The organism is Kluyvera sichuanensis (assembly GCF_040930405.1).
Classification (GTDB): Bacteria; Pseudomonadota; Gammaproteobacteria; order Enterobacterales; family Enterobacteriaceae; genus Kluyvera; species Kluyvera sichuanensis.
In genome coordinates this window covers 1,792,911-1,808,050 of record NZ_CP162271.1, presented here as the reverse complement: position 1 = coordinate 1,808,050, position 15,140 = coordinate 1,792,911, and the positions used below count along the sequence as shown (strand labels likewise).

12 protein-coding genes are annotated in these 15,140 nt (G+C 54.8%); 11 read left to right on the top strand and 1 reads right to left on the bottom strand.

Annotated elements, in window-relative coordinates; all coding sequences use genetic code 11:
- Window position 1 precedes the first annotated feature (1 nt).
- The 3 genes from cheA to AB2B48_RS08920 all read left to right on the top strand — a co-directional run bounded on the left by cheA (window position 2) and on the right by AB2B48_RS08920 (window position 4,511).
- Window positions 2-2,035, top strand: coding sequence for a chemotaxis protein CheA (gene cheA / locus AB2B48_RS08930; protein ID WP_368301565.1), 2,034 nt, complete (start codon window positions 2-4; stop codon window positions 2,033-2,035).
- A 22-nt stretch (window positions 2,036-2,057) separates the two neighbouring features.
- Window positions 2,058-2,561, top strand: coding sequence for a chemotaxis protein CheW (cheW, locus tag AB2B48_RS08925; protein ID WP_035895231.1), 504 nt, complete (start codon window positions 2,058-2,060; stop codon window positions 2,559-2,561).
- A 675-nt stretch (window positions 2,562-3,236) separates the two neighbouring features.
- Entirely contained in the window at window positions 3,237-4,511 is a 1,275-nt protein-coding gene (locus AB2B48_RS08920) for a porin (RefSeq protein WP_368301564.1), read from the top strand.
- A gap of 247 nt (window positions 4,512-4,758) precedes the next feature.
- On the opposite strand, the gene AB2B48_RS08915 is transcribed toward AB2B48_RS08920, so the two are convergent.
- A complete protein-coding gene (locus tag AB2B48_RS08915; protein ID WP_333009885.1) occupies window positions 4,759-6,021 on the bottom strand; it encodes a dicarboxylate/amino acid:cation symporter in 1,263 nt (420 codons plus the stop codon).
- Window positions 6,022-6,282: 261 nt separating this feature from the next.
- On the opposite strand from AB2B48_RS08915, the gene tar reads away from it, so the two are divergent.
- From tar to AB2B48_RS08875, 8 genes are all read left to right on the top strand, one after another.
- Window positions 6,283-7,938 (top strand): methyl-accepting chemotaxis protein II, encoded by a 1,656-nt coding sequence (gene tar, locus AB2B48_RS08910; RefSeq protein WP_368301563.1) that lies wholly within the window; start codon window positions 6,283-6,285, stop codon window positions 7,936-7,938.
- A 38-nt stretch (window positions 7,939-7,976) separates the two neighbouring features.
- Entirely contained in the window at window positions 7,977-9,581 is a 1,605-nt protein-coding gene (locus AB2B48_RS08905; protein WP_368301562.1) for a methyl-accepting chemotaxis protein, read from the top strand.
- 23 nt (window positions 9,582-9,604) lie between these two features.
- Window positions 9,605-10,471: a protein-glutamate O-methyltransferase CheR gene (gene cheR / locus AB2B48_RS08900; RefSeq protein WP_185667550.1), complete on the top strand. Its 867-nt coding sequence runs from the start codon at window positions 9,605-9,607 to the stop codon at window positions 10,469-10,471.
- A complete protein-coding gene (locus AB2B48_RS08895; protein ID WP_185667551.1) occupies window positions 10,468-11,517 on the top strand; it encodes a protein-glutamate methylesterase/protein-glutamine glutaminase in 1,050 nt (349 codons plus the stop codon). The genes cheR and AB2B48_RS08895 overlap by 4 nt, the downstream gene beginning before the upstream one ends.
- A 16-nt stretch (window positions 11,518-11,533) precedes the next feature.
- Window positions 11,534-11,923: a chemotaxis response regulator CheY gene (cheY, locus tag AB2B48_RS08890; RefSeq protein ID WP_185667552.1), complete on the top strand. Its 390-nt coding sequence runs from the start codon at window positions 11,534-11,536 to the stop codon at window positions 11,921-11,923.
- Between the two features lie 10 nt (window positions 11,924-11,933).
- Window positions 11,934-12,578 (top strand): protein phosphatase CheZ, encoded by a 645-nt coding sequence (cheZ, locus tag AB2B48_RS08885; protein ID WP_220439271.1) that lies wholly within the window; start codon window positions 11,934-11,936, stop codon window positions 12,576-12,578.
- 589 nt (window positions 12,579-13,167) lie between these two features.
- Entirely contained in the window at window positions 13,168-13,707 is a 540-nt protein-coding gene (locus AB2B48_RS08880) for a helix-turn-helix domain-containing protein (RefSeq protein ID WP_333009893.1), read from the top strand.
- A 157-nt stretch (window positions 13,708-13,864) separates the two neighbouring features.
- Window positions 13,865-15,115, top strand: a complete 1,251-nt coding sequence (locus tag AB2B48_RS08875) for an MFS transporter (protein WP_368301561.1) — start codon at window positions 13,865-13,867, stop codon at window positions 15,113-15,115.
- Window positions 15,116-15,140: the final 25 nt, after the last annotated feature.

Sequence of the window (15,140 nt, the reverse complement as noted above, 5' to 3'; positions counted from 1 at the left end):
CGTGAGCATGGATATCAGCGATTTTTATCAGACATTTTTTGATGAGGCCGACGAACTACTGGCCGATATGGAACAGCATCTGCTGAACCTGGTGGTGGACGACCCTGATGCTGAACAGCTGAATGCTATTTTCCGCGCCGCGCACTCGATCAAGGGCGGGGCGGGAACCTTCGGCTTCTCGGTGCTGCAGGAAACGACGCACCTGATGGAGAACCTGCTGGACGACGCACGTCGCGGGGAAATGCAGCTCAGCACCGATATTATCAACCTGTTTTTGGAAACCAAAGATATTATGCAGGAACAGCTCGACGCCTATAAAAGCTCCACCGAACCGGACGCTGCCAGCTTCGAATATATCTGCAATGCGCTGCGTCAGTTGGCGCTGGAAGCAAAAGGTGAAAGCGTCCCTCCGGTGGCGGGTAGCGCACGCTTAAGCGTGGTGGATAACGCTGTGCAGCAGGCAGAATCAGAGACGCCTGCCGATGCCAGCGCAACGGCCGGTAAAAAGCAGATTACGCTCTCACGCCTGAAGGCGGGCGAGCCGGATATGCTCGAAGAAGAGCTGAGCAATCTGGCGACGTTAAGCCAGGTCACTAAAACCGCCGACAGCCTGAGCGCGGTGATTGACGATAGTGTGGATGAGGACGATCTCGTCGCCGTGCTGTGCTTTGTCATTGAAGCCGATCAGATCGATTTCTCGGCCGCGCCAGCTGCGGTTGAAGAGGTCGCTGAAGAGGTGGTTGAAGAACCGCAAGCCCCAGTTGAAGTGGCGGTTGCTGCACCCGTTGCCGTTGCAAGCCCTGCCGCACCACGCGCTGAGCGAGAAAAACCGGCGGCCCGCAGCAGCGAGTCCACCAGTATTCGCGTGGCGGTAGAGAAGGTCGATCAGTTGATTAACCTGGTGGGTGAACTGGTTATCACCCAATCGATGCTGGCACAGCGCTCCAATGCGCTCGACCCGGTATCGCACGGTGACCTGATTACCAGCATGGGCCAGCTGCAGCGCAACGCGCGCGACCTCCAGGAATCGGTGATGTCGATTCGTATGATGCCGATGGAGTACGTTTTCAGCCGCTTCCCGCGTCTGGTTCGCGACCTCGCGGGCAAGCTTGGCAAGCAGGTCGAACTGACGCTGATGGGCAGCTCGACCGAACTGGATAAAAGCCTGATTGAACGCATTATCGACCCGTTAACGCACCTCGTGCGCAACAGCCTTGACCACGGCATCGAACTGCCGGAAACGCGTCTGGCGGCGGGAAAATCAGCGGTAGGTAACCTGATTTTGTCTGCTGAACATCAGGGCGGCAATATCTGTATCGAAGTCACCGACGACGGTGCAGGGCTGAACCGCGAGCGCATTCTGGCGAAGGCGATGTCGCAGGGAATGGCGGTAAATGAAAGCATGACCGACGAAGAGGTTGGCATGCTGATCTTCGCGCCGGGCTTCTCCACCGCCGAGCAGGTGACCGATGTCTCCGGGCGCGGCGTGGGCATGGACGTGGTGAAACGGAACATCCAGGAGATGGGCGGCCACGTTGAGATCCAGTCGAAACAGGGCACCGGCACGACTATCCGCATTCTGCTGCCGCTGACGCTGGCGATACTCGACGGCATGTCGGTTAAGGTCAGCGAAGAGGTCTTTATTCTGCCGCTTAACGCGGTGATGGAGTCGCTGCAGCCGCGTGAAGAAGATCTGCATCCGCTGGCGGGGGGCGAGCGCGTGCTGGAAGTACGCGGCGAATATCTGCCGCTGGTCGAGCTGTGGAAAGCCTTTGACGTGCAGGGGGCTAAAACCGAAGCCACGCAGGGGATTGTCGTTATCCTGCAAAGCGCCGGGCGTCGCTACGCGCTGCTGGTGGATCAGTTGATTGGCCAGCATCAGGTGGTGGTGAAAAACCTTGAAAGCAACTACCGCAAAGTGCCGGGGATCTCGGCGGCCACCATTCTTGGCGACGGTAGCGTCGCGCTGATTGTCGATGTCTCTGCACTGCAGGGGCTCAACCGTGAAAAACGTCTGGCGAGCACCGCCGCCTGATACGCAGAAAAAAGGGAACAACATGACCGGTATGACGAATGTAACAAAGCTGGCGGGTGAACCGACTGGGCAAGAATTCCTGGTATTTACGCTGGGCAATGAAGAGTACGGCATCGATATTCTGAAGGTGCAAGAGATCCGCGGTTACGATCAGGTGACGCGCATCGCCAACACCCCGGCCTTTATTAAAGGCGTGACCAACCTGCGCGGCGTGATTGTGCCGATTGTTGACCTGCGCGTGAAGTTTAGCCAGGAAGACGTGGAGTACAACGACAACACGGTGGTGATTGTCCTGAACCTCGGTCAGCGCGTGGTGGGGATTGTGGTTGACGGCGTTTCCGATGTGCTGTCGCTGGCGGCGGAACAGATTCGTCCGGCGCCGGAGTTTGCCGTCACCCTCTCAACGGAGTACCTGACCGGGCTTGGCGCGCTGGGTGACCGTATGCTGATTCTGGTGAACATTGAGAAGCTGCTCAACAGCGAAGAGATGGCGCTGCTGGACAGCGCTGCAAGCCACGCGGCTTGATAGCGATTAACAGGGTTCATCGCTATAACATGATGAACCCTGTTTTAAATGTGAAGCACCGCAATATTTTAAATGGCCGACACCAATATTTAAAAACTGTGCACTTAATACATTCCTGCCCCTCAATTCTCGATAAGCCACGCTTTATTTTTATTACCATATTGGTTAGCCATTAAATATAATTATTTAAGTTGTGAATGACATATTTAAATCAATAACCCCTGTATATATTTAATGTATTTTTCTTTGTGGTAACTTTATCGCGAATTCCTCGGTGGTCGATAAGTAACAATCTAAAATGACGATAGATTAGTCTGCTATGATATTTTTATGTTAAAAATGGCGGTGTTTGTTGTATCTATTATTATTTTTAAATGTTTGTTAAATATAAATGAATGGTTTCTTGTTTATATTCTGAAATGTTTACATCAATATTTGCAGTAAGATCTTAATAAATTGAATTACTAATTCATTAATTTGTAAAATCATCGACATAATGTGATGGGTCGAAAGAAAATGATTCTTAGTGATCGTCATCTTATTTTTTATTATTTCGCATAGAAAATAGAATCCCGCTGCAATTAATATTTTGGTCGTGGAGAGAAAACTTTCTTTCCCATTATTAAATTCAAAAGTGGCAAAAACATAATCTTAAATATTGATTAAGGGATTTCTATGCGCGTAAAAACTGTAATGATTAAACCCTCTATTATCGCTCTGGCCATTACCGCAGCGGTAGGTGCTCCAGCGTATGCGCTGGCTGCCAGCGGCGACTTCGCCTCGCCGGCCTATACGGCAACGCAGACTAAAGGTGAGATGGTTTATCAGGGCGATGACACGGCAATTTCTATTATGGGTTCCGTTCGTCTGTATGCCAAAGACGATTCCGCGCATAGCGTAGAACATAATATCCAGAACAACGACTCACGTCTTGGCGTGGCGCTGCGGCAGAAAATTAACGACAAAGGCTATTACGCCGTTGGGTATTACGAAACCGGGATGCACGGCCTGGATTCCGCCACTGACGATCAGGGCAACGATGTTTACACCCGACAGGCCTATGCGGGCCTCGGCAATGAAGAATACGGCGTGGTGACCTTCGGTAAACAATATGCGCCAACCGACTGGGGTTTGGGGATTGATACCACTTACGCCTATGGCGGTAAGGCAAAACACGACACTGCCGGGATGTCGACCGATATTATTAACTCGGCGGCCATTTACTATTACAACACCAAAGAATTTACCGTTGGCGTAATGGGCCAGGGCAATGATGACGTGGATAGCATTAGCTTCGGCAGCGGCTACGGCGACGGCCCGGATATGCACGACGCCTATCATGACGGCTCGGCAACCGTTCACGGCGGCGGCGCGCTGGCGGCGCAGTATCGCTTCGATAACGGCTTCTCTATTTCCGGCGCGGCGGCGTACAACAACTATACGGTTAATCAGGGGACGGAAACGGTCAACGAAGATTACGGCTCCACGGGCGGTACCGTACCGGTCACCTATGTCACCGGCCCATCCTATGACGGTAATACCTATTCTATGGGGATGAATGCCAAATACACCGCCAACTTCGATGGCTTCACCTGGTATAACGCTGCCCAGGCGACCTACTACATCAATAAGGTGGATGACGTTAACGCGGCGACCAGCGGTACCAGCAACGCCACCAACGATCAGGAAACCATTCTCGGCCTGGAATACGCCTCTCAGTTCAAAATTACCCCTGAGTGGAGCGTGTACGCCAACTTTGACTGGACCGAAGGCGGTGATGCAATGGACGGTCAGCACTTCCAGTCCACCACCCTGGGTACGGATTACTGGTTAGGCAAAAACGCCGTGACCTATATCGAGTACGGCTATGAGAAAGCCAGCGGCAATACCGACGAGTCGTACAACGTCTCCGATCACCTTGCTGCCGTGGGTCTGCGTATCTTTATCTAAACCGCGTTTTACCCCGTCTCCGGCCAGTGAGGCGGGCTGTTTTTTTCATTGCGCTTGAGTATTGCTTTTCGGTCGTCAGGGGAGGGGAGTTGGCTTCGCGGCGACGGTGAAAGGTTTTTTGATGGATTTAGCCAGACCGGGAGGTCTGGCTTTTGTTTCGCTGCAGAACCCGGGGTCACTGCGTTCGCCCGGGCAACATTCGAGGGTAGCCCGTCCAGGCGAAGCGCCGCCGGGAAAGGCTCAACCCTTACATATTTTGCTGCACAACCTCTGGCTCAATTTCTTCGAGCTGACCTTCGTTCTGCGACAGCATCGCCGTTGCCACGCCGTTACCCAGCACGTTGATAGCCGAACGTCCCATATCGAGGAAGTGGTCAATACCCATCAGCAGCAGGATGCCCGCCACCGGAATGTTGAAGCTAGGAATGGTCGCCGCCAGTACTACCAGCGCAGAGCGCGGTACGCCGGCGATACCTTTAGAAGCCAGCATCAGCGTCAGCATCAGCACGGCAATCTCAGAGAAGCTCAGGTGGATGTTGTACGCCTGGGCGATAAACATTGAGGCGAATGAGCAGTACACCATCGAACCCACCAGGTTAAACGAATAACCAATTGGCAGAACGAACGACACGATATTGCGGGAGCAGCCGAATTTGGTCAGCTGTTCCAGGGTTTTCGGGTAGGCCGCTTCGGAGCTGCTGGTGGTGAACGCTACCAGCACCGGATCTTTCAGCATGCTCAGCAGACGGAAAACGTCTTTCTTCAGCACCATATAGCCGAGCGCCACCAGCACGCAGCAGGTCAGCAGAATCGCCACATAGTAGCCGCCGATGAACGATGCATAGTTAAGCAGAATGCCCAGACCTTCAGTGGCGATTACCGAAGAGATAGCGGCGAAGATGGCCAGAGGTGCTACGTACATCACGTAGCCGGTCACCTTCAGCATGATATGGGAAACCACGTCCAGTGCGGCAACCAACGGGGCGTTGAACTTCTGACCCAGCGACGCGCCGCCGATACCGAAGAACATCGAGAAGACCACAATCTGCAGAATTTCGTTATCCGCCATGGCACCGACGATGCTGGTCGGAATGGTATGGGAAAGGAAGCCCTTCAGGCTCATACCGCCCACCGCCAGACCGGTTTCCACCGCGTCTTTCGGCACCGCCAGGTTCAGGCCGCTGCCCGGATGCTGCAGGGTCACGATAAACAGACCCACCAGAATAGACAGCACCGAAGAGCTGATAAACCAGACCATCGCTTTACCGCCTACGCGGCCGATAGTGGAGGTTTCGCCGAGCTTCATGATCCCGACCGTCAGAGTACTAAAGACCAGCGGTGCGATAACCATTTTGATGAGTCGCAGGAATATATCGGTAAGCAGAGTGATGTTGCTGGACCAGACTTGAATCGTTGTTGCGGATGCATAGGAATGGATCATTGCGCCGGTCAGAATGCCTGCCAGCATGAAAATCACGATAAAAACCGTGAGTTTATTTGCGTTTGCCACGAAAAATTACCCCGTCAGATTACAAAAATGTCGTGCGATGAAAAATGCTTTTTTAGTTATGTAATGTCATTAATCATTCACCACATAAATTGTATGAAAATGGGGTGATTTACAACTTTTTTTTATATCTTATAAAAAGCGTTGTTATTCAGTGACTCGCATCAGCCCCGTTTTGCCCCCGCGATTTTTACCCACCCACCGCATAAAGTTTCTTTTTGGGATGCCGATAACAGCCGTAACAAGTCATAGAGAAGGTGCTGTATGTTAAACCGTATCCGCGTTGTCACGCTGCTGATGTTGGTGCTGGTCGTCTTCGCACTTTTGCAGTTAGTCTCCGGGGGCTTTCTGTTCTCCTCGTTGCATCAAAACCAACAAAGCTTTGCGCTATCTAATACGCTTCGAACCCAACAAACCGAGCTCACGAAATCGTGGGATCTTTTACTGCAAACGCGTATCAACCTCAGCCGCTCTTCGGCGCGGATGATGATGGATGCGGACAATCAGCAGAGCAGCGCCAAAACTGAACTGCTGAAAAACGCGCGAACCACGCTGGAGCAGGCTGCCGGCCACTTTGCGCGATTTAGCGAAACCCCTGCGCTGCCGGCAATGAGCGATGCCAGCCAGCAGGTGGCCAAAACCTATCAACATTATTATGCCGCGCTACAGGAGCTGGTTGGCTTCCTGGAAGCGGGCAATATGGATGCCTATTTCGCTCAGCCGACGCAGGGCATGCAGAACGCGCTGGGTGAAGCGATGACCCAATATGCCAGCCAAAGCGAAGCGCTCTATCAGAACGCCTTTACCACCAGTAGCAGCGACTATCAGATAGCCCGCTGGCAACTGCTGGTGCTGGCGGTGGTGCTGGTCGTGGTGATGGTCGGCGCCTGGTTTGGCATTCGCGCCATTCTGCTGAAACCGCTGGCATCGGTGATGGGCCATATCCGCCATATCGCGGCGGGCGACCTGACCCCAACGCTTTCGCTTCGCGGGCGTAACGAAATCACCGAACTGGCCGACACCGTGAATCACATGCAGGCCTCGCTGATTGATACCGTGACGCACGTTCGTTCGGGAGCTGAAGCGATTTACCACGGCACCAGCGAGATTGCGGCGGGAAATAACGATCTCTCGGCGCGCACCGAACAACAGTCGGCTTCGCTCGAAGAGACGGCGGCCAGCATGGAACAGCTGACGGCAACCGTGAAGCAGAATGCCGAAAACGCCCGTCAGGCATCGCATCTGGCACAAAGCGCCTCTGAAACCGCTCAGCGCGGCGGCAACGTGGTGAACGGCGTGGTGAACACCATGCATGAAATTGCCGCCAGTTCGCAGAAAATCTCCGATATTACCGGCGTTATCGACGGTATTGCCTTCCAGACCAACATTCTGGCGCTGAACGCTGCCGTTGAAGCGGCGCGCGCCGGTGAGCAGGGGCGTGGCTTTGCGGTGGTGGCTGGCGAGGTGCGCAATCTGGCAAGCCGCAGCGCGCAGGCGGCAAAAGAGATCAAAGCATTAATTGAAGATTCCGTCTCACGGGTCGATACCGGTTCTGTGCTGGTAGAAAGCGCGGGCGAAACCATGACCGATATCGTCAATGCGGTTACCCGCGTGACCGACATTATGGGCGAAATCGCCTCGGCTTCCGATGAACAGAGCCGCGGGATCGACCAGGTGGCGATTGCCGTCGCAGAAATGGACAGCGTCACCCAACAAAACGCCGCGCTGGTGGAAGAGTCGGCAACGGCCGCCGCCGCGCTGGAAGACCAGGCCGAGCGTCTGAATCAAGCCGTTGCGGCTTTCCGCCTTAACGTCGCGTCCGCACAGCATGCGACAAAAACTGCCCCGGCCCCGATAGCGGCGAAACGCCTCGCGTCGAGTGGTGAACGGGCTGCCGACAGTAACTGGGAAACCTTTTAATTTTATCCGCGGTCTTTGCCGCCTTTAGGAGTGTGGTGATGCTTTATCGTATTCGAATCTCTACCACGTTGTTTCTGATTTTGATTCTCTGCGGCATTTTGCAGATTGGCAGTAACGGACTCTCTTTTTGGGCTTTTCGCGATGGGCAAAGCAATATTAATCAGATAGACCAGAGCAGCCAGCAGTTGAACACCTTGACCGAGTCTCGCGCCGCGATGCTGCAGGCCAGCACCATGCTCAACAAGGCCGGTACGCTGACCGCGCTGAGCTACCCGCCGGATGAAGTGCGCAGCATTGTCGATGACGTGAAGCAGAATTTGTCGCAGGCCGATGCGCTGTTTCAGGGCTTTATGGCGCTGCCGTTGATGGGGGAACACGACAAAGAACTGCAGGCGCAGACGGCGAAAACCTTCACCGTCTGGCATGAAATGTTAGCCCATCAGACGGCCTGGCTTGAGAACAACCAACTGGCTGAGTTTGTGGCGGCACCGGTACAAAAATCGCAGGATCAGTTTGATAACGACTACGAAAGCTGGCGCAAAAATATCGAGAACTATGTCTCCGCCGCCGAACGCGAAAGCCAAAGCGACACTCAGCGTTCGACCATTACCTTTATTGGCATGGTGATTATTTCGGTACTGATCACCGTCGGCGCGCTGTGGTGGGTACGCCATATGGTGGTTAAGCCAATGGAGATCATCAGCCGTCACTTTGACAACATTGCCCACGGTAATCTGGCGCGGCCGATTTCCGTCTACGGCAAAAACGAAATTAGCGCCATCTTCGCCGGTCTGAAAACCATGCAGCAATCGCTGCGCGACACCGTCGGACAGGTGCGGGAAGGCAGCTATGCGATGCATACCGGGATTTCGGAAATTGCCGCAGGCAACAACGATCTCTCTTCACGTACTGAACAGCAGGCCGCTTCGCTGGCGCAAACGGCAGCCAGCATGGAGCAGTTGACTGCCACCGTTAGCCAGAACGCCGATAACGCCCGTCAGGCTTCTAACCTGGCGCACGGCGCGGCGGATACGGCAAAACGCGGCGGCGAGCAGGCTTCTCATGTGGCTCGCACTATGCACAACATCGCCACCAGTTCACGCAAGATAAGCGACATTATCAGCGTAATTGACGGTATTGCTTTCCAGACCAACATTCTGGCGCTGAACGCCGCGGTGGAAGCCGCACGTGCGGGCGAGCAGGGGCGTGGGTTCGCGGTGGTAGCAGGGGAAGTCCGTAACCTGGCCAGCCGCAGCGCGCAGGCGGCGAAAGAGATCAAAGGGCTGATTGAAGAGTCGGTGGCCCGCGTGCAGGAAGGGTCGGCGCTGGTGGAAACCTCCGCCAATACCATGACCGAGATTGTGCAGTCGGTCACCCGCGTGAACGACATTATGGGTGAAATTGCCTCCGCCTCGGACGAACAGCGTCGCGGTATTGAGCAGGTTGCGCAGGCGGTGACGCAGATGGACCAGGTCACCCAGCAGAACGCCTCGCTGGTTGAAGAGGGCGCAGCGGCAACGCAGCAGCTTGCCGACCAGGCCGACCGCTTAACCAACGTGGTATCGGTATTTGCCCTGGAAGAAGTGAAAGCGGCGGCCCCACGTGAAAACGTAGAGCTGACCGCGGTACCCGCAGTTTCCTGAATGATGTGATGTAAGAAGGCGCTATGACTGTATCTCTGCCAAATGGGCAATCGCAATTATTGAGTCAACTGACACAGCGCCTGACGCTTACCGACGGTCAATTCCGTCGGATCTGTCAACTGATCTACCAGCGCGCCGGTATCGTGCTGGCCGATCACAAGCGTGACATGGTTTACAACCGCCTGGTGCGACGTTTACGTACGCTGAACCTCGACGACTTTGGTCACTACCTCAGTTTGCTGGAGGCCAACGGCGACAGCCCGGAGTGGCAGGCGTTTATTAACTCGTTGACCACCAACCTGACGGCGTTTTTCCGTGAGGCGCACCACTTTCCGACGCTGGCGGAGCACGCCGCGCGTCGGCAGGGTGAATACCGGGTGTGGAGCGCGGCGGCTTCAACGGGGGAAGAGCCTTACTCCATCGCGATTACCCTCGCCGACACGCTGGGAACCGCGCCGGGGCGCTGGAAGGTCTATGCCAGCGACATCGATACCGAAGTGCTGGAAAAGGCGCAGAGCGGCATTTACCGCATGGACGAGCTGAAAACGCTCTCCCAGCAGCAGCTTCAGCGCTATTTCATGCGCGGAACCGGGCCGCATTCAGGCCTGGTGCGTGTACGTGCCGAACTGGCGAACTACGTGGATTTCTCCACGCTGAATTTGCTGAATGCCCACTACCAGGTGCCGGGGCCATTTGATGCGATCTTCTGTCGCAACGTGATGATCTATTTCGATAAGACCACGCAGCAGGAGATCCTCAAACGCTTTGTGCCGCTGCTGAAACCGGACGGCCTGCTGTTTGCCGGGCATTCGGAAAACTTCAGCCATCTGGCCCGTGAGTTCAGCCTGCGCGGACAAACGGTCTATGCGTTAAGTAAGGGAAGAACATGAAAAAAATAAGGGTCCTCTCCGTGGATGATTCGGCGCTGATGCGGCAGATCATGACGGAAATCATCAACGAGCATGACGACATGGAAATGGTGGCTACCGCCCCGGATCCGTTGGTCGCTCGCGACCTGATAAAAAAATTTAATCCTGACGTACTGACGCTGGACGTCGAAATGCCGCGCATGGACGGCCTCGACTTTCTTGAAAAGCTGATGCGCCTGCGCCCGATGCCGGTGGTGATGGTGTCATCACTGACCGGAAAAGGCTCGGAAGTCACGCTGCGCGCGCTGGAGTTGGGGGCGGTGGACTTTGTCACTAAACCGCAGCTCGGGATTCGCGAAGGGATGCTGGCCTACAGCGAAACCATCGCTGAGAAAGTGCGTGCCGCATCGCGTGCGCGCGTTAGCGCCCACAAGCCTATGCCCGCACCGGTGGCGCTGAAAGCAGGCCCGCTGCTCAGCTCCGAGAAACTGATTGCCATTGGCGCGTCGACCGGCGGCACCGAGGCGATTCGTCACGTGCTTCAGCCGCTGCCGCTCTCCAGCCCCGCGCTGCTGATAACCCAGCATATGCCGCCGGGCTTTACCCGTTCGTTTGCCGAGCGTCTCAACAAGCTCTGCCAGATAACGGTGAAAGAGGCGGAAGACGGCGAGCGCGTGCTGCCGGGCCACGCCTATATTGCGCCGGGCGATAAACATATGGAGCTCGCGCGCAGCGGGGCTAACTATCAAATCAAAATTCACGACGGGCCGCCGGTTAATCGCCATCGCCCGTCGGTTGATGTGCTGTTTCATTCGGTTGCGAAGCACGCGGGGCGCAATGCCGTGGGGGTGATCCTCACCGGTATGGGCAACGATGGTGCGGCCGGGATGCACGCGATGTATCAGGCGGGAGCCTGGACCATCGCGCAGAATGAAGCCAGTTGTGTGGTGTTCGGCATGCCGCGTGAGGCCATCAATACCGGTGGCGTCAGCGAAGTGGTCGATCTTAGCCAGGTAAGCCAGCAGATGCTGGCAAAAATCAGTGCCGGACAGGCAATACGTATTTGATCAGGAGAATTATTTTATGGCGGATAAAGAGCTTAAGTTTTTGGTTGTGGATGACTTTTCCACCATGCGTCGCATCGTGCGCAACCTGTTAAAAGAGCTGGGATTTAACAACGTTGAAGAAGCAGAAGACGGCGTAGATGCGATGAACAAATTGCAGACCGGCGGTTTTGGCTTTGTGATCTCCGACTGGAACATGCCAAACATGGACGGCCTGGAGCTGCTGAAAACGATTCGCGCTAACGGCGCTATGGCAGCGATGCCGGTGCTGATGGTGACGGCGGAAGCGAAGAAAGAGAACATTATTGCCGCCGCACAGGCTGGGGCCAGCGGATACGTGGTGAAGCCATTCACCGCGGCGACTCTGGAAGAAAAATTGAACAAAATCTTCGAGAAACTGGGCATGTAAGGTGACGAACATGATGCAATCTTCCATCAAGCCCGGCGATGAACACTCCGCCGCGGATATTATTAGCCGCATTGGCAATCTGACCCGTATGCTGCGCGATAGCCTGCGCGAGCTGGGGCTGGATCAGGCCATCGCGGAAGCGGCGGAGGCGATACCCGATGCCCGAGATCGCCTCGACTACGTGGTGCAGATGACCGCGCAGGCGGCGGAACGCGCGCTCAACAGCGTGGAGGCTTCGCAGCCGCATCAGGATGAAATGGAGAAGGGTGCAAAAGCGCTGACCCAGCGCTGGGACGCCTGGTTTGAGAATCCGATTGAGCTTGCCGACGCTCGCGAACTGGTGACCGATACCCGCAAGTACCTTGGCGACGTGCCGGGGCACACCAGCTTTACCAACGCGCAGCTGCTGGAAATCATGATGGCGCAGGATTTCCAGGACCTGACCGGTCAGGTTATCAAGCGTATGATGGACGTGATTCAGGAGATTGAACGCCAGCTGCTGATGGTGCTGCTGGAAAACATTCCCGAACAAGGCGCTCGCCAGAAACGCGAAAACGACAGCCTGCTCAACGGCCCTCAGGTTGATACCTCCAAAGCGGGCGTGGTGGCCAGCCAGGATCAGGTCGACGACCTGCTGGACAGCCTCGGCTTCTAAAGTCACGCCCCCGGCGTCGCGATGCTCGGCCGGGCTACCTTCAAAACGTAGCCCGGCCGAGGCGGTTACGCCGACGCCGGGGTAAACCCCTCTGCATTTCCCGAAAATGAAACCAACATCACGTTGGCTTACGCCTGAGTGCCACCCCGTTATATAGACTTGTCATAATTATTGCGCTTAAATAGTTATCAATGAGACCTGCAACAATATTTATTTTTCAATCCTTGCTATTAATTAAGGTCGGAATGTTATTGCCCAAATAAACTCGGGAGTGCGCATGCGAATATTACGCGACAGTGACTTTTTTCACTCGGAACAACATGCATTTTGCCTGTTCACTATGAATAACCAGTTAATGGAAGGCGTACATGGGCATGAGTTTGATGAGCTGGTTATTGTCCGGGATGGCAGCGGGTTTCATATTGTTAATGATATTGTCCACTTTATTTGTAAGGGTGATTTCTTTCTCGTTACAAAGAATGATACTCACAGCTACGTTTCCACTAATCACCTTTCGGTGATTAATATATTAATTCGCAGAAATCATAATTTTCATTTTTTACAGAATATCGACGCTTTGCTGCAGTGCGTGAAAACACAGTTGCAGTCGCGCAAGGACCGCACGCTAACGCCGAGTGAACTGGCAAATATCGAAGGCTGGAGCGAACAGATCATCGCGCGTAACGAGCACGACTACGACGCGCTCTATTTTTCGCAGTGCGAAGCGGCGTTTCTCAACGTGATCAACACGCTGTGCCTATGTGGCCGTCAGGGGGAGACGCTTAGCATCGAGGAAAAAGGACGCGCAAGCCTTATCAAAACGCTGAAATCCAACAGCCTGCGACAGCTAGACTGGAGCGCGCTTAGCGATGATAACGGCGTCGCACGGCGTACGATGTTCCGCTTTATCAAACGCATTACCGGCTATACCCCGGTGAAATTTCAGATGCTGTTTCGGGTGCTCAAAGCCCAGGAACTGCTACGCACGACCGATAAAACCGTCAGCGAAATAGCTGCCCGCTGCGGCTTTATGAACGCCATTAGATTAACTGAATCATACAAACGCTATTTTAATTATTCACCCACCCATGAACGGGAACTGCATTCACGGGTGTTAACGCAGATCTGATTTTCGGCTAATAACAATAAAACGACAGCAATTTTATCTCAACAATCGCGGTGAGAGGGGATTCTGCACCCGTCTCCTTTCATCTCACAGCATTAAGGGATAGGTTATGGCAAAAAATAGTACACCCGGCCCCTGGTATATCGGGGTGGTGTCAGGAATGGCATCGTATATTGATTCTGCCGCCATTGTTTCTAATGGCACCGCACTGGTTATTTATCAAAAAACCATCGGCATTACCGCGCTGGAAATTGGTATTTTATCCGGCCTGTTAACCCTCTGTATCGCCGCCGGAGCATTCTGCGGTGGTCGCCTTGGTGATCGTATTGGGCGGCGTAATGTCTTTATTATCACGATGGCGATGATCGTTATCGGCACGCTGGCACTGGCGTTTGGTGCGAGCTTCCACTTCCTGTTGGTTGGGACGTTGCTGGTGGGGTTGGCTACCGGGGCCGATTTACCGGTGTCGCTGGCGACCATTTCTGAAGCGGCAAACGATGACAACCGCGGCAAAATTATCGGCCTGTCGAACCTGCTGTGGCTGGTGGGGATTGGCGCGACGATGGGCATCTCAGCGGTTGTTGGCGACTGGGGACGAATTGGCGCGCAAATCATGTATATGCACGTCGGACTGGTGGCGGCAGTGCTGCTCATCCTACGCTGGTCGATACCTGAATCGCCGCTGTGGCTTGCCGCTCGCGATGAGCAGCGCCGGGGCGTGGCGACCGTCCGCGCGCAGAAAAACGGCTGGCGTGACCTGCTGGACAGCAAATATCTGTGGCCGTTTCTCTCCCTGTGCGCCTTTTACACCTTCACCAATCTGGCGGCCAATACCGGCGGGCAGTTTGGCACCTTTGTCGCCGTCAACGTGGTGGGCATTTCTGTCAGCACTAACTCGCTCTGGGGGTTGTTGATCCTGCCGGTGAGCGTCGCCTCAGGACTGCTGTTTATGCGCATTGTCGATACCTCAAAGCGCATTCCTTTTTTCATCTTTGGCGCGGTGATGATGTCCGGCGGCTACTTTGTGCCGGTACTGCTGAATTTCTCGCCGCTCTCATGGTTCTGCTGCCTGCTGTTTACCAATATCGGCACCGGCTTTGCCTTTGAAGGGATCATGAAAGTGTGGGCTCAGGAGTCGTTCCCGACCATGCTGCGCGCCACCGCCCAGGGGGTGATCGTCGGCGTGGCCCGCTTGACCTGCGGCCTGCTGGCCTTCGTCACGCCGGTGCTGCTGAGCGCCGGGCCGACGGTGCTCTATTGCCTGCTGACGGCGATTGTGGTCGTCGGCATGGTCATAGGCTGGCTGTGCTTCCACGGCAAGCAGCGCAATGAATTTAATGCAGAAACGGAAATGGTTGCGGCGGCGGATGCGCGGCCTGCGGCACACGACACGATGCGGGTGAAAGCCTGAACACGACGTTATTGAGGGAATAATT